This window comes from Pseudomonas sp. 58(2021), from assembly GCF_017491585.1.
In the GTDB taxonomy this organism is placed as follows: domain Bacteria; phylum Pseudomonadota; class Gammaproteobacteria; order Pseudomonadales; family Pseudomonadaceae; genus Aquipseudomonas; species Aquipseudomonas fluorescens_BT.
The window spans coordinates 123,288-142,376 of the sequence record NZ_JAFGYZ010000015.1 but is presented as its reverse complement, the minus strand read 5'-3'; the positions used below and the strand labels follow the sequence as shown (position 1 = coordinate 142,376).

The 19,089-nt window shown below is 59.7% G+C and carries 12 protein-coding genes; 7 read left to right on the top strand and 5 right to left on the bottom strand.

The window, feature by feature from the left end; genetic code table 11:
- Window positions 1-75: 75 nt before the first annotated feature.
- Together J5M72_RS18795 and J5M72_RS18790 are read left to right on the top strand one after the other, a co-directional pair.
- The gene (locus J5M72_RS18795) at window positions 76-291 is read left to right on the top strand and encodes a hypothetical protein (RefSeq protein ID WP_169431653.1); all 216 of its coding nucleotides are present in this window, start codon (window positions 76-78) and stop codon (window positions 289-291) included.
- Between the two features lie 542 nt (window positions 292-833).
- Window positions 834-1,238: a DUF6124 family protein gene (locus J5M72_RS18790; protein WP_207866757.1), complete on the top strand. Its 405-nt coding sequence runs from the start codon at window positions 834-836 to the stop codon at window positions 1,236-1,238.
- Window positions 1,239-1,284: 46 nt separating this feature from the next.
- Here the strand turns inward: J5M72_RS18790 and J5M72_RS18785 are convergent, their stop codons facing one another.
- Together J5M72_RS18785 and J5M72_RS18780 are read right to left on the bottom strand one after the other, a co-directional pair.
- A complete protein-coding gene (locus J5M72_RS18785; RefSeq protein WP_169431655.1) occupies window positions 1,285-1,644 on the bottom strand; it encodes a PilZ domain-containing protein in 360 nt (119 codons plus the stop codon).
- A 219-nt stretch (window positions 1,645-1,863) separates the two neighbouring features.
- On the bottom strand, window positions 1,864-2,250 hold the full coding sequence (locus J5M72_RS18780) for a hypothetical protein (protein WP_007951249.1): 387 nt from the start codon (window positions 2,248-2,250) through the stop codon (window positions 1,864-1,866).
- Between the two features lie 172 nt (window positions 2,251-2,422).
- Between J5M72_RS18780 and pyk the strand changes: the two genes are divergently transcribed.
- Complete coding sequence (pyk, locus tag J5M72_RS18775; RefSeq protein WP_169431656.1) at window positions 2,423-3,874, top strand: pyruvate kinase; 1,452 nt, start codon at window positions 2,423-2,425, stop codon at window positions 3,872-3,874.
- 55 nt (window positions 3,875-3,929) lie between these two features.
- Here pyk and J5M72_RS18770 read toward each other — a convergent pair whose 3' ends face one another.
- Genes J5M72_RS18770 through J5M72_RS18760 form a run of 3 tightly spaced genes read right to left on the bottom strand, consistent with a single transcriptional unit; the run spans window position 3,930 to window position 6,743 of the window.
- Window positions 3,930-4,679, bottom strand: coding sequence for an enoyl-CoA hydratase-related protein (locus tag J5M72_RS18770; protein WP_207866756.1), 750 nt, complete (start codon window positions 4,677-4,679; stop codon window positions 3,930-3,932).
- A gap of 29 nt (window positions 4,680-4,708) precedes the next feature.
- Window positions 4,709-5,644 (bottom strand): iron-sulfur-binding ferredoxin reductase, encoded by a 936-nt coding sequence (locus tag J5M72_RS18765; protein WP_207866755.1) that lies wholly within the window; start codon window positions 5,642-5,644, stop codon window positions 4,709-4,711.
- Window positions 5,637-6,743 carry a GGDEF domain-containing protein gene (locus tag J5M72_RS18760; RefSeq protein WP_169431659.1) on the bottom strand — a complete coding sequence of 369 codons (1,107 nt, stop codon included), beginning with the start codon at window positions 6,741-6,743 and terminating at the stop codon, window positions 5,637-5,639. The genes J5M72_RS18765 and J5M72_RS18760 overlap by 8 nt, the downstream gene beginning before the upstream one ends.
- 521 nt (window positions 6,744-7,264) lie before the next feature.
- Between J5M72_RS18760 and J5M72_RS18755 the strand changes: the two genes are divergently transcribed.
- From J5M72_RS18755 to J5M72_RS18740, 4 genes are all read left to right on the top strand, one after another.
- Window positions 7,265-8,788, top strand: a complete 1,524-nt coding sequence (locus J5M72_RS18755) for a fumarate hydratase (protein WP_007960181.1) — start codon at window positions 7,265-7,267, stop codon at window positions 8,786-8,788.
- 163 nt (window positions 8,789-8,951) lie between these two features.
- Window positions 8,952-13,406 carry a SpvB/TcaC N-terminal domain-containing protein gene (locus J5M72_RS18750; RefSeq protein WP_207866754.1) on the top strand — a complete coding sequence of 1,485 codons (4,455 nt, stop codon included), beginning with the start codon at window positions 8,952-8,954 and terminating at the stop codon, window positions 13,404-13,406.
- 8 nt (window positions 13,407-13,414) lie between these two features.
- Window positions 13,415-16,150 carry an RHS repeat-associated core domain-containing protein gene (locus J5M72_RS18745; RefSeq protein WP_347709522.1) on the top strand — a complete coding sequence of 912 codons (2,736 nt, stop codon included), beginning with the start codon at window positions 13,415-13,417 and terminating at the stop codon, window positions 16,148-16,150.
- 24 nt (window positions 16,151-16,174) lie between these two features.
- Entirely contained in the window at window positions 16,175-19,006 is a 2,832-nt protein-coding gene (locus tag J5M72_RS18740) for an RHS repeat-associated core domain-containing protein (RefSeq protein WP_207866752.1), read from the top strand.
- Window positions 19,007-19,089 lie beyond the last annotated feature (83 nt).

Genomic DNA, 19,089 nt, shown 5'->3' with positions numbered 1-19,089 from the left:
AGTAGAAATCGCTAGCCAACTAACACTCGCAAATGCCACTGCTATGCTTAGTTTTTTGCAAAAAGGAGACTAAGAATGGCCGATCAATATTCTCTATCAGACGTGTTGGAAAGGATGTATCAGAATCAACTCGGCTTGGAAGCCGCTCTGATGGAATTTGTACTCCTGGTCGAAGCACAGGGAATGGTGGATACCGGAAACAACGTCCGGGAAGCACTTTTTACTATTGGAGAAAACGCTGGCTTCATCAAGCAAGGTTTGGCAAAGCTGAAAGGAAACCGTCCCAGCTAAAGCTTTCGGACTCTCACCGATGTCCAAGATCTTTCGATGTATTTCTTCTACGGTTCACGTTCTCTAAAACCAATCATTAACCGGGGGGGTTCTTACAGCTCGGCTCTCAAAAAAGCCCCCCTTTGCCTACGAATACGCTAGCCCTGCCCCGCGTGTAAAAACCCTCAAAAGAGATGCAGAACTGTTGTTCTCTCACTTTTTGTGGAGAACAAAAAAACGGTGGAATTGAGGCTACAACACGTGACGCTTTTGCCTACGTGTAAGCGCGAATCCGCTGGCTTGTGCACCTTGGCGTTGCCCCGTAACTTGATACCCGTCGCTGCCAATCAGCGGCCGGGTTTAGTCGCCCGAGGTAAGATAGGTTTGCAAACGCATCGTCCAGTCGGGTATTCCCTATCCCTGCACTCGATGGTGGCTGTGAGCAGGGTGCCCCCGGGCACGCCGGAAAAAGCCTACTTCCCCGGTCGACTAACCTGCTTACAGCTGCCACCCCCTCGTTTAGTCGCGAAGCGGTAACAGCCCAACTTATTAGGAAGTTAGGTATGTTCAAAGCTACACCAAATCCCCCATCAGACACCGATCCAAAGGACCCGACCGATCAACCCGATCCGGTCTCCCCCTACGCTTCAATCGATTCGAAAAAACTTCACGACGCAGCCCACAAGGCCCTCGACTTCTACCTGAACCCCAAGGCCGAAAAACCGCGCAACTCCGTGGATCGCGGCATGCAGATGTTCAAGGTCGACCCGGACATCAACCCCGAGGCGATCGCCATCCAGACCTACGAAACCTTTTCTTCGGTGAGCATCCTGCTGCTGGACCTGGCCGACAGCCTGGACGACAAGCCGCGGCATCTGGCGATGGCGATCTATCAGTTGAGCGAGATGGGATTGTTGCTGGCAGAGAGGACGCTGGATAACGAACGGGCGATTGCGATAACCGAGTAAGAAAAAAGGGCCACAACCTTCGGCAGGTTGTGGCCCTTTTTTGTTTTCAGGCCGAAGCCGGCAACGGCTGAAAACTGAAGTACTGCTTCAACGCCTCGACCAGTTGCCCATACTCCGGTGGTGTCCGGTACAAGCTGAAACCGGCGTCGTAATGCCGGGGCGTCGCGTCTTCATGGCACCACAGGCAGCAGGCGCTGAGATCAATCACCTGCTGACAGTCAGCGCCTACAGGAATCTTCAGACGCAATTTGAATTCGGCACCGATCATCATCGGCAACTGGCTGATGAGCATCAGCCCGTCTTCGGAGACGTTGCCCAGAAAGCCGATGGGTTTGTCGGTGACGCTGTTGAACACTCGCAGAAAATACGGCAACTGGTGCCGTTCGATTCGACGGTCAGTAAACATGAACTTATCACCATGCAGGGCCCGGTAAACGGACCGCACTGTGCTTCGGAACGAACCTGCCCGACAGGTCCGCTCTCCCCGCTTCCGGTGTGGCGCTCGCCACGTAATGCTCATGCCAGTCGCAGGTGTCGCGCCGATGTGGAGTCCAGGCTCTAAACCGGTGTCATTGGACTATAGCTCACCTTGTACAGCCGGCCATATTTTGTAGGACAACCGCCATCAGAACCGGGTTGGACGTACCACCGCGGCAGCGCTGCGAGTCGGGTAGTGACCCAGACTCTGCAGGGTTTCCAGACGCGCGCGGGCGCGGTAGGCGTATTCGCTATTGGGGTACGAGGCGATGATGAACTGATAGGTCTGCGCCGCATCGACGAACATTTTCTGCCGCTCCAGGCACTGGCCGCGCATCATCGATACCTCCGGCCACACGTAAGGGCGGGCACGGCTGGCGCGTTCGACCTTGGACAGTTCGAGCATCACCTGCTCGCAGTTGCCACGGTCGTAGGCGCTGTAGGCGTTGTTCAAATGATGGTTCATCGACCAACGGGTGCAGCCCGTGACGGCGAGGACGCTGAGGGCAAGGGCGGCAATGGGCACGAATCGCATGGGGTATTCTCCTGTCTTGTGATCATTATCGACCTCTGGCGAGAAATCTTCAGAGCCCTTTGCTCCGATTGTCGCGTTCAATAAAGAAAACAATAAGTAGTGCAAACGAACAATGACTACACCCAAAGAGCGTAGTAGCCTCTGCGAGCGCTTGAACCTGAGGAGTCTTTGCATGTCCGTCCGTCGTACCAAAATCGTCGCTACCCTTGGCCCGGCCAGTAACTCGCCGGAAGTTCTCGAACAGCTGATTCTGGCTGGCCTGGACGTCGCCCGTCTGAACTTCTCCCACGGCACCCCCGACGAGCACAAGGCTCGCGCGAAGCTGGTGCGTGACCTGGCTGCCAAGCACGGCCGCTTCGTCGCCCTGCTGGGTGACCTGCAAGGCCCGAAAATCCGTATCGCCAAATTCGCCAACAAGCGCATCGAGCTGAAGATCGGTGACAAGTTCACTTTCTCCACCAGCCATCCGCTGACCGAAGGCAACCAGCAGGTGGTCGGCATCGACTACCCGGATCTGGTCAAGGACTGCGGCGTGGGCGACGAGCTGCTGCTCGACGACGGCCGCGTGGTGATGCGCGTTGAAACCGCCACCGCGACCGAACTGAACTGTGTCGTGACCATCGGCGGCCCGCTGTCCGACCACAAAGGCATCAACCGTCGCGGCGGCGGCCTGACCGCGCCGGCCCTGACTGAAAAAGACAAGGCCGACATCAAGCTCGCCGCTGAAATGGAAGTCGACTACCTCGCCGTGTCCTTCCCGCGTGACGCTGCCGACATGAACTACGCCCGTCAACTGCGCGACGAAGCCGGCGGCACTGCCTGGCTGGTGGCGAAGATCGAACGCGCCGAAGCCGTGGCCGACGACGAAACCCTCGACGGCCTGATCAAGGCGTCCGACGCGGTAATGGTTGCCCGTGGTGACCTGGGTGTGGAAATCGGCGACGCTGAACTGGTGGGCATCCAGAAGAAAATCATTCTGCACGCACGCCGCCACAACAAGGCGGTGATCGTGGCGACCCAGATGATGGAGTCGATGATCCAGAACCCGATGCCGACCCGCGCCGAAGTGTCCGACGTGGCCAACGCCGTGCTCGACTACACCGACGCCGTGATGCTGTCGGCCGAATCCGCTGCCGGGGCTTACCCGCTGGAAGCCGTGCAGGCCATGGCGCGCATCTGTGTCGGCGCTGAAAAGCACCCGACCAGCAAGACCTCCAGCCACCGCATCGGCAAGGAATTCGAGCGCTGCGACGAGAGTATTGCGCTGGCGACCATGTACACCGCCAACCACTTCCCGGGCGTCAAGGCGATCATCGCGCTGACCGAAAGCGGCTACACCCCGCTGATCATGTCGCGTATCCGTTCGTCGGTGCCGATCTACTGCTTCACCCCGCACCGCGAAGCCCAGGCCCGCGCTGCGTTGTTCCGTGGCGTGTACACCGTTCCGTTCGACCCGGCCTCGCTGGCCCCGAACGAAGTCAGCCAGAAAGCCATCGACGAGCTGGTCAAGCGCGGCGTGGTGGAGAAAGGCGACTGGGTCATCCTGACCAAGGGCGACAGCTACCACACCACCGGCGGCACCAACGGCATGAAGATCCTGCACGTGGGCGACCCGCAGGTCTGAGTGACCGGTTGCTGAAAACGAAAAGCCCCGCCATGTGAATGGCGGGGCTTTTTCGTTAATGCCGCTTGATGAACCCGGTCAACGCCGCCAACGCCTCCGGCGAGCGCAGTCGCTGGGTGAACAGTGCGCCCTCCTCCTCGATCACTTTGCGAATCAACTCGCGATCCGGTGCGCGCATCAACTGCTTGCTGATCCGCACCGCCTCGGCCGGCAGCTCGTCAAACCGCAGCGCCATCTCCCGCGCCTTGGCCAACGCGGCTTCGCCGCTGCCCAATGCCTCGGTCGCGATCCCCCATTGCGCCGCTTGCTCACCGGTAAAGCCCTCACCGAGCAGCAACAATTCCGAGGCTTTGGCCTGCCCGAGCAATCGCGGCAGGATCAGGCTGGAGCCGAATTCCGGGCACAACCCGAGGTTGACGAACGGCATGCGCAACCGGGCATTCCGCGCCACGTACACCAGATCGCAATGCAACAGCAGCGTCGTACCAATCCCCACCGCCGCCCCGGCCACGGCGGCGATCACCGGTTTGCGGCATTCGAGCAGTTCAAGCATGAAATGAAACACCGGGCTGTCGAGGTCGCTCGGCGGTTGCTGGATGAAGTCGGCGATGTCGTTGCCGGCGGTGAAGCACTCGGCGCTGCCGGTGATCAGCACGGCGTTGATTTCCGGGTCGCGGTCGGCCTGTTTCAGGGCGTCGGCCAACTGGCTGTACATGGCGCGGGTCAGGGCGTTTTTCTTGTCCGGGCGGTTGAAGCGCAGGGTCAGCAAACCGCGTTCACGGTGCAGCAGGATGGCGTCGGGCATGGCAGGTCTCGCGTCTGAGAATTCAGCGCTCAACCACGGCTCAGGAAGACATCGGCCAGCAGTTGATTGCGCGGCAGTCCGGCCAGAAACAGGCGCTTGGCAAAGGCGTCGACGCTGGCCGTCGAGCCGCAGACTAAGGCCAGGGTTTGCCGGGAAACAAGGCGCAGTTGCGCCAAAGCGCCCGGCAACTCGGCCGCCGTCCACCGTTCGACGCTGAGGTTTTCCCGCTGCGCGGCCAGTGCCTCAAGGGGTTTGGCCAGGTAATGCCCGTCCGCATCATGGGCCAGATGAATAACGCGAATGGCGCCCCGATGATCGTGACGCAAGGCTTCGCGCAACACGCCGAACAACGGGCCGAGCCCGGTGCCGGCGGCGAGCAGCCACAGCGGCCGGTCGTGCCAGTCCGGGTCGTAATGCAGCGCGCCGCCGCGCAGTTCGCCGAGGCGGATCGGGTCGCCGATCTGCAAGCGCCGGGCAGCATCGCTGAATTCGCCGGGCTGGCGGCAATCGAGGTGAAATTCGAGAAAGCGGTCCTCTTCCGGCAGGCTCGCCAGCGAATACGGCCGCGCAATGTGGCCGGCCCACAGCACCAGATGCTGTCCGGCGCTGTAGCGCAACGGCCGCTGGGGTGTCAGGCGCAATCGCAACACGCTGTCGCCGAGCCAGTCCAGCGCTTCGACCGTGGCCGGGCGCCCATCGGTGACAGGGTCGAAGGTGTGCACCTGCAAGTCTTCGATGACCTGACACTGGCAGGCCAGCCGCCAGCCCTGATCACGCTGTTCGGCGCTCAGGGCATCGGGGCGACTGTCGGCAGGCAAACCCCGGACGCATTGCACCAGACACGCATGGCAACTGCCGGCGCGGCAGCTGTAAGGCACCGCCACACCGTTCTGATTGAGGGCATCGAGCAGGTTGCTGCCCGCCGCCACCGACCACTGTCGTTCACCGACCCGCAGTTCAGGCATCGACGTTCTCCCACGCCGCCGCGCAACGGTTGCGCCCGTCGCGCTTGGCCCGGTACAGCGCCTGATCGGCGCGCTGCAAGGCGTCGTCCAGATCATCGCCCAGTTCCAGCAGGGTCATGCCGGCGGACAAGCTCAGGTTTTTCACATTCAGGCCCACCAGTTCAACGTCGGTGAAGGCGATGCGCAGGCGTTCGCAACAGGCGGTCAGCCGCTCGGCGTTGCAATCGGGCAGCAGCACCACGAATTCTTCACCACCATAACGCGCCAGCACGTCGCCGTCGCGCAGGCAGGCACCGGCCACTCCCGCGAAGGCTTGCAAGACCTGATCGCCGGCGGCGTGGCCGTGAATATCGTTGATGCGCTTGAAGTGGTCGAGGTCGATCAGCGCCAGACCGTGCACCACGTCGGCCTCCATCGCATTCAACTCGCGGGTGGCCAGGCGCAGGAAATGCCGACGGTTGAACAGCCCGGTCAATTCGTCGGTAGCCACCAGGTCTTCGAGCTGGCGCATCATCCCGCGCAACGTGTCCTGATGCGCCTGCAAGGCAAACCGGCGCTGGCGCATGCGTTGTCGCGAGGTCTGGACGAAGCGCGCGTAAATCACCAGCCACGCCAGCACAATCAACAGGATGCAGGCCTGCAACGCGGACAGCGCCGGATCGTGCAGACGCATGTGATAACCGTCCCACAGCGTGATCGCGCAGAAACTGAAGAACACCAGCATCGCGCAGCGCACGAAGGCCCGGCGCGACAGATGGAACAGGCCGAACAGCAGGATCAGCACATAGAAGACCAGAAACTCGCCCCGGGCCTCTTGCAGATGCGCGATCAGCCACGTCTGCCAGCCGAGGCCGAGCAGCACTTGCGCTTCGGTCAGGCTCGGGTCGGAAAACCGCAGGTTGGCGCCTGAGAAAAACACCGCGAACAGAGTCGCCTGGCTGATGACCACCAGGGCGCTGCCGACAGCGACGCCTGCCAGCGAGTCTTCGTAGTGTCCGGTGAAATACGCCAGCCACAGCAGCAGCAAGGCCAATCCATAGGTGGCTGCAGCGAGGGCAAAGCGTTTAAGCAAAAGACGTTGAATGGCGTTATGGGTCAATCGTTGACTCACCGTGCGATAAGAGGCTGACCGAGTGTCCTACTCTACAGACCGGCTGCCACTTTAGTGGCCCAGTCGATAAATGACCATTGATTTTCGGGCCGGGTATTTGGCGTCAAAGGCATGACCTTCGCGTACCGCCAAGAGCGCCCTCACCCTAACCCTCTCCCGGAGGGAGAGGGGACTGACCGTGATATTTTGTCGAATGTCGGCATCCTGAAATATCGCGTCAGACATCTATTTCAAGCTCTACACAAATCAGCTCCCTCTCCCTCCGGGAGAGGGTTGGGGTGAGGGCAGCGATATGAAAGTGAAAACCGATGCCAAATCTTCCCCCAACCATGCGACCAACGAATGACTACCGGCGCGTGTCACCACCGGGGAGGCGCGGTATACTGCCGCGCCTTTTTAGCGTCGCGCCAGCAGCCCCGGCGTGCCTTGAAAGGTGTCTGCGACCGACCGATGCACCCAAGCCGCAGGCACCTTATTGAATGTTCCCGTCTTTTAGAGGAGCGCGACTCATGACCGTGATCAAGCAAGACGACCTGATTCAGAGCGTTGCCGACGCCCTGCAATTCATTTCCTATTACCACCCCGTGGACTTCATCCAGGCGATGCACGAAGCCTACCTGCGCGAAGAATCGCCAGCGGCCCGTGACTCGATGGCGCAGATCCTGATCAACTCGCGCATGTGCGCCACCGGCCACCGGCCGATCTGCCAGGACACCGGCATCGTGACCGTGTTCGTGCGTGTGGGCATGGACGTGCGTTGGGATGGCGCGACCATGAGCCTGGACGACATGATCAACGAAGGCGTGCGCCGCGCCTACAACCTGCCGGAAAACGTCCTGCGTGCTTCCATCCTGGCCGACCCGGCCGGTGCGCGTAAAAACACCAAGGACAACACCCCGGCGGTCATCCACTACTCCATCGTCCCGGGCAACACCGTGGAAGTGGACGTGGCGGCCAAGGGCGGCGGTTCCGAGAACAAGTCGAAAATGGCCATGCTCAACCCGTCCGACTCGATCGTCGACTGGGTACTCAAGACCGTTCCGACCATGGGCGCCGGCTGGTGCCCGCCGGGCATGCTGGGCATCGGCATCGGCGGCACCGCCGAGAAAGCCGCCGTCATGGCCAAGGAAGTGTTGATGGAATCCATCGACATTCACGAGCTCAAGGCCCGTGGCCCGCAGAACCGCATCGAAGAAATGCGTCTGGAGCTGTTCGAGAAGGTCAACCAGCTGGGTATCGGCGCCCAGGGCCTCGGTGGCCTGACCACCGTGCTCGACGTGAAGATCATGGATTACCCGACCCACGCCGCTTCCTTGCCGGTGTGCATGATCCCGAACTGCGCCGCTACCCGTCACGCGCACTTCGTGCTCGACGGCTCCGGCCCTGCTTCGCTGGAAGCGCCACCGCTGGACGCCTACCCGGAAATCGTCTGGGAAGCCGGCCCGTCGGCCCGTCGCGTCAACCTCGACACCCTGACCCCGGAAGACGTGCAGAGCTGGAAGCCGGGCGAAACCGTCCTGCTCAACGGCAAGATGCTCACCGGTCGCGACGCCGCGCACAAGCGCATGGTCGAGATGCTGAACAAGGGCGAAACACTGCCGGTAGACCTCAAGGGTCGCTTCATCTACTACGTCGGCCCGGTTGATCCGGTCGGTGACGAAGTGGTTGGCCCGGCCGGCCCGACCACCGCCACGCGGATGGACAAGTTCACCCGTCAGATCCTCGAGCAGACTGGCCTGTTGGGCATGATCGGCAAGTCCGAGCGCGGCCCGACCGCCATCGACGCGATCAAGGACAACAAGGCTGTGTACCTGATGGCCGTCGGCGGTGCCGCTTACCTGGTGGCGCAGGCGATCAAGAAGTCCAAGGTCCTGGCGTTCGCGGAGCTGGGCATGGAAGCGATCTACGAGTTCGAGGTCAAGGACATGCCGGTCACCGTTGCGGTGGACAGCAAAGGTGAGTCGGTGCACATCACCGGTCCTGCGATCTGGCAACAGAAGATCAGCGAAAGCCTGGCGGTTGAAGTGCAGTAAGCGCTTCATCTGCCAGCAAAAAGGCCGGGCGGTCAGCAATGATCGCCCGGCCTTTTTTTCGCCTGCCATAAAGTGCCGGCACCAGCACCTGTCAGATCTGACAGGTGTCGAAAGAAAAATGCTTTGTTAGCGTGCAATCTCGGCATTCACTGGTTACGTCGCCATGGTTCCTGATGCAGATGCGCTCGTCACCCCGCCCTCCATTGCCAAAACCGCGTCCATTGCCACCCATGGGCGCAGTTGGGGAGAGATCGGTACGACCGGGCAACGGTCTTACTCTCTGACGCTGCCGATCATCGCTGCGCGCTCGCTCAATCCTGACCTGCAACTGGTTTATGACGGCAATGCGGGCAACGGCAAGTGCGGGATCGGCTGGGATATGCCGAATGCAGCCATCTCGCGCAAGACCAGCTCCGGCGTGCCGCATTACCTGCCAACGGACACCATGCTGGCCGACGGCGTCGAACTGCGGCCCGAACTGACGACCCGAGGCAAGATCAAGGCCAAAAAGCGCACGCGAGGTAAAGGCAGGAGTGCCAAAACCTATTCCGTGGTGCTCTACATTCCGCGTCTGGAAACGACCTTCACCCGCTACGAACTCTGGACTCCCGCCGATGGCGGTCATCCGTTCTGGGTGGTCTTTGGCGCCGATGGCACTCAGTATTGCTATGGCAACACCCTGGATGCCTGCATCCATGACCCGGCGGACCCGGCGCATGTCGCTGTGTGGTTGCTGGTGGAAGTCAGGAATCCCGTGGGCGAAAACATCCTTTACCAGTACAAGGCCGACGACAAAGTCACTGACGCCCGTTTTGACTACAGCGCCCAGCGCTATCTGCGACAGGTCTGTTATTGCAACAAGACCGCCAGTGCCGATCTGTACTGTCTTGATCACGCGCAACCGGAGTTACTCGACTGGCTGTTCCGACTGATTGTTGACTACGGCGAACGCGTTGCCGGGTATGACGATGTACCACCGTATGCCGCCAACGAGGATGCCTGGTCGGTGCGTTCCGACCCGTTTCGTATGCATCGCCCTGGCTTTGAAGTCGGCACTCGGCGCCTGTGCCGACAGTTTCTGCTGTACAACAACATCGGCCCCGCTCCGGCACTGGTCCATCGCCTGCTGTTGGAACACGAATCCACATCACATCGATACAACCACCTGAAAGCAGCGCACTACATGAGTTACGACGCTACAGGTCGCGTCAGACACATGCCGCCCCTCGACTATTTTTATGAGGCGCTGATACTCGACACCACCCCCAAACCCTTTCTGCAACTTGATCACATGCCCGGCCTCAACGACGGCCAGCCCTACCATTGCGTCGATCTTTACGGCGAAGGCCTGCCCGGTTTTCTCTGCCAGTACGACGGTGCCTGGTATTACCGCGAACCCTTGCGCGGCACGCCCGGCACCGACGAAATCGTCTACGGCCCCTGGACCCTGCTGCCGTTGATACCAAACGCCGATACCAGCAAACCGGTGGTGCAGATTCTCACCGACCTCACTGGCGATGGCCGCCTCGACTGGATCGTTGCCCAGCCCGGCGGCAGCGGGTATTACACGCTCAACCCGGATCGCACCTGGTCGTTGTTCAAACCGTTCAGCCAGTTCCCCGTGGAATTTTTCCACCAGTTGGCCCAGATGGGCGACGTGAACGGCGCCGGTCTGGACGACCTCGCGCTGATCGGCCCGAACAGCGTACGGGTGTATGCCAACCTGAAAGCAAAAGGATTCGCTCCCGGCCAGGAGGTGCCCCATACCCCGGACAGATTGCCGCTGTTCAGCAATGCCCGCAGCGAACTGGTGTCATTCAGTGGAATGGGCGCCAGCGGCATGGAGCTGTGCCGGATCCGTCACGATGAAATCCGCTGCTGGGCCAGCCTCGGACATGGTCGGTTTGGAGAGGGCTTCAAACTGAGCGACCTGCCGTTCGGCTATGGCGAATTCGATGCCGACCGAGTGCGCATCGCCGATCTGGACGGTTCCGGTGCACCGGCCTTCATTTACCTGTCTTCGGATTACTTCGAAATCAGGTTCAACCAGGGTGGCAATGGCCTGGCCTCGACACCCGTGCGGGTACCATGGCCCACCGGCATTCGCTACGACAACCTCTGCCAGGTGACCTTCGCCGACCTGCAAGGCATTGGCTGCGCCAGCCTGCTGCTGACCGTGCCACACATGACACCGCAGCACTGGGTGTATCACTTCGTCAGTCAACGGCCGTACCTGCTTACCGGTTGCAACAACATGGGCTACAGCGCCATGCTGCAACATCGCAGCAGTGCGCAATTCTGGCTGGATGAAAAACGTCTGGAACTGATGGCGCGCCGGCGTCCGGTCTGCCTTCTGCCCTTTCCCCAGATGGTGCTTCACTGGTTGCGCCAGGACGATGAAATCACCGGCAATTACCTGATGCAGTTCCACGAATATTTCGAGGGCTACTACGACGGTTACGAACGCGAGTTTCGCGGCTTCGGCAAGGTCTGCCAGACCGACAGTGAACTGGAACCGGGCAAGGCCGAAAGCGGACACACGGCGCCGATGCGGGTGACGCACTGGTTTCATACCGGCAGCAGCATCGATCTTGTCTTGAAAGGTATCTGCGAACTCGACAACGAGATCACGCCGCTGGGGCGCACTCTCATTTCAGAATTCGATGCCAAAGGCCAAAAGGAACGTGTTCGCACGCGACGCAAGACCGACGACCCTCGCGAAATTGCCTACGCCCTGGCCGGTCGTCCGCTGCGCAGCGAGGTGTGTCAGGCGGACGAGCACGCACCGGCGCGCCTGTTTTCCCTGAGTGAATTTCGCTATCGGGTACGGGTGGTCAAAGACAACCCGTCCAGCCTGCTGGTGCTCGAACTGGAAACCCGCAGTCATCAATACGAACGCTTCATGGACGACCCGAACTGTCAGCATGCCGTCAATCTGGCATGGGACGCGTTCGGCCATTTGACTCACGGCTTCACGGTGGCCTGCGCTCGCCGCCGCACCGTGACGGACAAACCGCCCTTTGATCGAGAGGACCAACTGCGAGCATGGGAGGACAGCCACGATGAACAACAGCAGTCCTTTTATCTGACAGAAACCCTTGCCGAATTCATTCACCTGAACACTGACGGCCACTGGCTGCTCGGCTTGCCCTGGCGTCAGCGCGGCAACGCAATGAAGCTGCCCAAGGGCGCACTGCCGGGCGGGCTGCGCGCCGCGGATATCAGTTTCGAAAATGTCGATCGGCATAAAGACAGTGCCGAATGGACAGCTGCGCGGGAACTGACCTCGCTCTCGCAACACACTTACCTGGAGGCTGCCGGCAAGATTCTCTACCCGCCGCGTCAAGGACCGACAGAACAGGCTGTGTTCGACAAGAAAGCGCTGGAGGCCTACGACGATGTTCCGATTGTCATTCGGGACGAGCTGGAGACAATCGGCTACACCCCCATGAAGCTGTTTTTCCCGACAGATCCGGCACAGGACCTGCTGCAAAACCTGTGGTCGGCCCGAAGCGGCTTTTTCACCTACGCCGATGCCCGCGGTTTTTACCATGTCACCGAGGTACAGCAGACTGCCAGCCATGGCGTGACGCAAATCACCTGGGATGCAGACCATCTGCTGACCATTGCCATCACCCTGCCGGACGGCTGTGCGACGTCAGTGACCTACAACATGCACACCCTGCAGACACTGAGCGTCACAGACCCCAACGAGAACATTCAGGAAGTTCTTCATGACGCGGGCGGTCAGCCCTTGGTGCACAGTTTTCATGGCACCGAAGAAGGATTGCCGGCCGGGTTCGCGCGGTTGTCCGCCTACCCGCCGCAGCCTGATCTGAGCGTCGAATACGCCCTTGCCAATCCGCAACTGGTTCTCGCCCACGCAGCCGGTGTAGTGCGCACCGAGCTGTTCAGCTGGATGCCGTTGGTCCCGCTCAAAACATTGCCGTTCAAAAGAAAGGAATGGATCGCCAAGGGCCTGATCCTTCCTGATGGTCGCATCCGAGCCTCGGCCTTGCGCTGGCTGAACCAACACAAAAAACGTACGACCAGCGAACAGACCCTGCTGAAGATCATCCGTACAGCCCTGAGGCAACCCGTGCATATCCTCAGAATGGTCGCAGACCGCTACCACACCGACTCGCTGCAACAGATTCAAAGAACGATCAGCTACGTCGACGGCTTTGGCCGCGAGTTGCAAAGCAAACAGTTCGTCTCGCCGGGCGATGCCTTTGTCGCCACAGACGAGGACGGCCTCGCGACCGGCGCCGACGGCAAGCCGATTGAACTGCCGGCCATTCAGCGCTGGCGGGTACAGAGTCGCGTCGAATACAACCACAAGGGCGAAACCATTCGGGTCTACCGCCCTTATTTCCTCAACTTCCCTCGCTGCATCAATGACAGTGCGATGCGTGAGCACGGCTATCACGATCAAATGTTCTACGACGCGTTGGGACGTCCGGTCCGGACACTCAATGCCTTGGGCGATCTGGCATTCGACATCCTGCATCCGTGGTTCAAACTCAGTTACGACTTCAACGATACGTACGAACCACCGCCCGTCGGGCCGGCAAAAAAAGCCACGCCGGCAAAACCTGCAAAACGGGTCAAGTCATGAACGCCGGCGTGCACCATCTCACACCGAAGATGTCGGTAATCGGCCCGCGCGGCGAGGCTGTAAGAGAAGTCGACTACCTGCGCACGGTGGCCGGCAAGGAGGTGCGAGCGCTGATCAACCGACTGCAATATGACGTTGCTGGCAGCCTGGTTGCACAACAAGATCCGCGTCTGCCCACGCCCATTACAACAACGGTGCACACGCTCGACGGCCTGGCGGTCAAAACTCACAACGTCGACAGTGGAGTAAACACTGTCCTGCCAGGACCTGGTGGCGAGTTCCTGCAGAGCTGGGATGCAAACGGCAATCAGCGAGAGATGAGCTACGACCCGCGGCTACGCCTGCGAAGCGTTAAAGAAAACGACGTAACTGACTTCGAAACCTTCAACTACCTCGATGCGTCGGCCGATCAGACCCGCAACCTGCGCGGGCAGATGACGGCGCTGAGCGACCCATCAGGCACGGTGCAATTCAACAGCTTCAGCATGGGCGGCCAGTCACTGGAAGAAACCCGCACTTTCAAGGACGGCAAGATCTGCACCCACCGCCAACGCTTCAGCGCCGTTGGTGCGTTGCTGCAAACCACCGACGCCGGCGGACATGTACAACAATCGACCTACGACATCGCCGGGCAACTTATTCAAGTGCAGTTGCAACTCAGTGGACAAAACTTCCAGGAGATTTTGAACGGCGCGAATTACAACGCCGCCGGCCAGATCACCGAACAACGGCTCGGCAACGGCGTGACCAGCCACTGGCACTACCGGGAGGCCGACGCAAGCCTGCTTCGACACTATGCGCAAAAGGCTTCAGAACCGGCGGTTCAGGATTTCGAGTATGAATATGACGCCGCAGGAAACGTCATCCGCATTATCGATCACACCTACAAACCAACGTTTTTTCGCAACCAGCGGGTCGACGGTGAACGCACATTTGTCTACGACTCGGTAAACCGGCTGACCCAGGCCACCGGCTACAGCGACGCCCCACCCGCAGACAATCCCGGGCGACCGATACCCGCCGATCCTAATGACCGACTCAACTATGTCGACTCTTTCGAATACGACGACAGCAACAATCTGAAAAAGCTGACCCACGTTCGCGACAGCAACACCTACACCCGCGAGATGTTCATCGACCCTGCCAGCAATCGCGGTGTGCGCTGGAAACCGGGGGACCCGGCCCCTGACTTTGGCACTCAGTTCGACCCTGCCGGCAATCCCAGGCACCTGCAGGCCAGCCAGCCTCTCGACTGGAACAGCCGCAACCAACTGCGATCGCTGACCCTCGTCGAACATGCCGGCGGTCCATCGGATCGGGAGTTGTACCAATACAGCCAGGGCAAAAGGGTCTACAAACATCACGAAACCCACACCCGTAAAGTCAGTCATGTCGATGAAGTGCATTATGTGGGGAGTCTGGAAGTCCGCACCAAAAGCAGCGGTGAAGAACTGCACCGGATCACGGTCGCCACCGGTATCGGTGAGGTGACGTGCCTGCACTGGGTAGCCGGCAAACCGCCGGGCATCGACGCTGATCAGGTGTGTTATTCCCTGACGGATCACCTGGGCTCAAACGTGACAGCGCTCGATCAACAGGCGCGGATAATCAGCCAGGAAGGCTATTACGCCTACGGTGGCACCGCCTGGATGGCCGCGCGCTCGCAGATTGAAGCGGACTATCAGTTCACCCGTTATTCGGGCAAGGAAATGGATGTCACCGGGCTTTATTACTACGGCGCCCGGTATTACGCGCCGTGGTTGGGTCGCTGGGTCAACGCCGATCCGGCCGGGGACGTGGACGGGCTGAACCGGTATGCATTCGTGGGGAATAATCCGCTGCGCTACTTCGATAACGGCGGGTTCAATCGCACACCCGCCGAGCTGAAACGAACCATCATCTGGCAGATGCAGACACTGTCAGCCGTCGAGCAAAACATGGCGGTACTGGAAAATCAGATGTTCGATCTGCAGCAACCCGGACGATGGCGCAAGACGTTGGCCAAAAACGTCGCATTCCAGATTGGCAGCGCCGCAGTCGGCTGGTTCACCTCTTTTTACGCGTCCTCAAGCGCGGCCGAAGTACTGCCCAATTTATCTGGTGATCTGATTGGTTTGACCTTCGGCAACAATATTGCCGACGCCAGCGTCGGCCAATACAAGGAACTGGTCAACGCACTGAAACTCGACACGCCGATTGTACCGCGCACCTCGACGCTCTCTCGGGAAGCCATCGCCGCAGAGCTCTCGCCCGCGCCGATCCTGCCTTCCCGCGACACCTACGACCTGAACACTCGCGAGGGAGCGCTACAGTTTTCAGGCGACACAATCGGCAAGGTCGTTGGCGCCTACGTGCCGGGCGTGGGAGAAACCATGGCGCTCGGCAGCACGGCACAGGAGGCCAACCAGGCAGAAGAAGGTTTGTCGTCAATGAAGATGGGGAAAATCCTGAACGTGGTGGATGACATGCTGAGTTATGTCACGCAACTGGAAGTCTCGATCAACGCCAACTTTGCCGAGTTGGGCATCGAGGAGTTCTACGACCAGGACAACTCATGGCAATACCTGGTCGACCTTGGACTCGGCCGGGTCGGCACCGAGCGGGCCGCGACCATTCGTCACTCAGACGCGGTGGCTCTGGGGAAAAAGGCGAGTAGCCGCGTAAAGAGCGCCAAAGACTTTCTGAAAATGTATGAGGAGAAACTGCCGGCCATCCGTCAGCGATGGTTCGGCGGCTCAAATTAGCGTCGAGGTAGAAGGGCACACGATTTGGCCATCAATCCCCACTCGAATACTCCCTCCCTGACAGCGTTCGACAGCCGAGGCCTGCCGGTCAGGCAAGTCGCCTACTTGCGCACTGTATCCGACAGCCCTGTGCAAGCGTTGATCACCCGCCTGCACCACGATGCGGCCGGGTCTCTGCTCGAACAACGCGACCCGCGGCTGTCCACCCCCAACCTGGTGAATGTATTCGGATTGAGCGAGCAGCCGCTGAAAGTCGACAGCATCGATGCCGGGTCAAGCCTGCTACTACCGGGACTGGCAGGGGAAGAGCAACAGCGTTGGGATGCAATGGGCAACCACTGGCGCATTCATTATGACCACCAGGTGCGCCCGATCAGCATCGACGAGAATTCGATACCCGCTGTCGAAACCTTGATCTACGCCGACGCCACGGCCGATCCCGGGCTCAATTTGCGTGGAAATATCACTTGCGTGAAAGACCCTTCCGGGAGCCTGGCGTTTAGCAGCTACAGCCTGACCGGATCGGCGCAGCGAGAAACCCGGACCTTTCACGACAACAAAAATTTCACCACCCTGCGCACGTTCGGACCAACCGGCGCTCAGCTGGAACAGATCGATGCAGGGGGGCACAAACAACAGTCAACACACGACGTTGCCGGGCAGCTTCAACAAATCAGATTGCAACTCAAGGACGCTTCCGATTGGCAAACGGTGCTGCGCGCTGCCCGCTACAACGCCGCCGGACAGATCATCGAGCAACTCGCCGGTAATGGCGTCATCAGTCGCTGGCAGTACGATCCGGCCAACGGACGCCTGCACCGGCAGATCGCACAAGCGGATCCGGCGACAGTGCATCAGGATCTCGAATACCGTTACGACCGGATGGGCAATATCACCGCCATCTTCGATCACACCTTTACGCCCCGTTTTTTTGCCAATCAGCGAATTACAGGAGACCGGACATTCACTTACGATTCGCTGTATCGCCTGCACAGTGCCACTGGTCATGCCGACACCCCGCCTTCGGACAATCCCGCAAGGCCACAGCCAACAGATCCGAATGACCGGCGTCCGTACACGGAAACGTACGAATACGATGACAACAACAATCTGATCAAAACCGTCCATGTACGCGAAGGTGCCCATCATACCCGCGAGGTTTTCATCGACCCCGCGAGCAACCGCGGCGTGCGCTGGAAACCGGGGGATCCGACTCCCGATTTCAATCGGTTGTACAGTCCTGCCGGCGATCTGCTCGCCCTGCAATCTGGCATGCCTTTGCAATGGAATAGCCGAGGTCAGCTGGAAACCGTAACCCTCGTCGATCGCAATGGAAGCAGTGCCAACGACAAAGAGTTCTATCGCTACAGCCAGGGCGAGCGGGTCTACAAATGTCACGAGACCCACACGACGAAAAGTACACACTTCCACGAGGTCCGTTACCTGCCCGGGCTGGAAATCCGTACTCGGGACAACGGCGAAGAACTGCACCGTATCAGCCTTGCCAGTGCCCAGGGCTTCGTGGTCTGCCTGCACTGGATGGCTGGCAAACCGCCGGGCATTGCAGCCGATCAACTGCGTTACCTCCTGCAGGACCATCTGGGCTCAACCGTGAAAGAGCTGGATGGACAGGCGCAATTGATCAGCGATGAAACCTATCTGCCGTTCGGTGCCACCGCCACGCTGACCGCACGCTCCGCTGTCGAGGTCAATTACAAGACCCTGCGCTATTCGGATAAAGAAATGGACGTCAGCGGCTTGTATCATTACGGCGCCCGCTACTATGCATCTTGGCTGGGGCGCTGGATCAGTGCCGATCCGGCAATGGATATCGACGGACTCAATCTCTATACCTTCGTGGGCAACGATCCGATCGGTCATATTGATGCCAAAGGTGAAGTGAAGCTGCCGGCGCGTGGAGATCTGGATGCGGGAGTAGATCGGATCATTGCCTCGCAAAGCGCCAGCTACGCCAAAAACAGGCAAGCCGACGCAACGCGACGCATGAAAAACCAGCTGAGCAAACAGGTGACACGTCACATTGAAATACTCGGGCTTACCAAAGGGCGCGCGAGCGACGCTGCACAACAACTCGACAGAATGGGTTCAGGCAGTGACGTTGCTCTTGCCGCGACCCGCAGGACCCTGACGCTGGTTATCGGCAAGGGGATCAGCTATGGCGTGGGAATCGGCGTCGGGATCGGCGCTCAGGCCTTGGGAGTCGTAGCGCCTGGTGTGGGTAATGTGGTGGGGGCAGGCTTGGGCATCGGCGCAAAAATTGCGGTCAGCGGCCTGATTGACTATGTGGCCGAACGAACGGGCATGAGCGCGCCGGTTAACCTGAAAACCGGCAAACTGACGGCGAGCAAGATTATTCAGAGAGCCGAATACAAGCAGATGGAGCCGCTTGAATATCTGAAGGCTAAATACCAGAACATGAATCTGGGCAGCCAGAAATCCCAGCTGAAGTTTTCCAAGGAGGCTGCCACTCAGGCTTCCGGGGTTATTTTGAAGTCGACGCTGACCTCCCTGCCTTCCGAAGCGGTCAGCGCTATCAGCACCGGCGTTGCTGTGCTGCTGGGATTGCCAGAGATTGTGGATGAAACCCTGGGAGCGCTTTCGGACAAATCAGGCGAGAAGATGCTGGAGTTCGAACGCCAGATTCTTGGGCTCGTTGATGAGATCGAATCGAGCAACGCTACGATTCATGAATTTGCCAATGCACTATCCACGACAAGTATCGGCGGGATTGACCTGGATGACCTGGATCGGCAAACGGGAAAAGTCACGAACATGCTCCGCGGTCTGGCCAATACGGTTCTAACCCACAGAGCCAGCCCAAAAGTCGTGGCCTGAACGCACATAATTTATGCCTCGACAACCCTGCCGCCACAGGGAGGCATGTTATCGTGCCACCCCGTCCTGCCATCCATTCGTCC

Excerpts from the sequence above, each read along its gene's own strand:
- J5M72_RS18795 (WP_169431653.1), top strand. The coding sequence starts at position 76 with ATGGCCGATCAATATTCTCTATCAGACGTGTTGGAAAGGATGTATCAG.
- J5M72_RS18790 (WP_207866757.1), top strand. The coding sequence starts at position 834 with ATGTTCAAAGCTACACCAAATCCCCCATCAGACACCGATCCAAAGGAC.
- J5M72_RS18785 (WP_169431655.1), bottom strand. The coding sequence starts at position 1,644 with ATGTTTACTGACCGTCGAATCGAACGGCACCAGTTGCCGTATTTTCTG.
- J5M72_RS18780 (WP_007951249.1), bottom strand. The coding sequence starts at position 2,250 with ATGCGATTCGTGCCCATTGCCGCCCTTGCCCTCAGCGTCCTCGCCGTC.
- pyk (WP_169431656.1), top strand. The coding sequence starts at position 2,423 with ATGTCCGTCCGTCGTACCAAAATCGTCGCTACCCTTGGCCCGGCCAGT.
- J5M72_RS18770 (WP_207866756.1), bottom strand. The coding sequence starts at position 4,679 with ATGCCCGACGCCATCCTGCTGCACCGTGAACGCGGTTTGCTGACCCTG.
- J5M72_RS18765 (WP_207866755.1), bottom strand. The coding sequence starts at position 5,644 with ATGCCTGAACTGCGGGTCGGTGAACGACAGTGGTCGGTGGCGGCGGGC.
- J5M72_RS18755 (WP_007960181.1), top strand. The coding sequence starts at position 7,265 with ATGACCGTGATCAAGCAAGACGACCTGATTCAGAGCGTTGCCGACGCC.
- J5M72_RS18750 (WP_207866754.1), top strand. The coding sequence starts at position 8,952 with ATGGTTCCTGATGCAGATGCGCTCGTCACCCCGCCCTCCATTGCCAAA.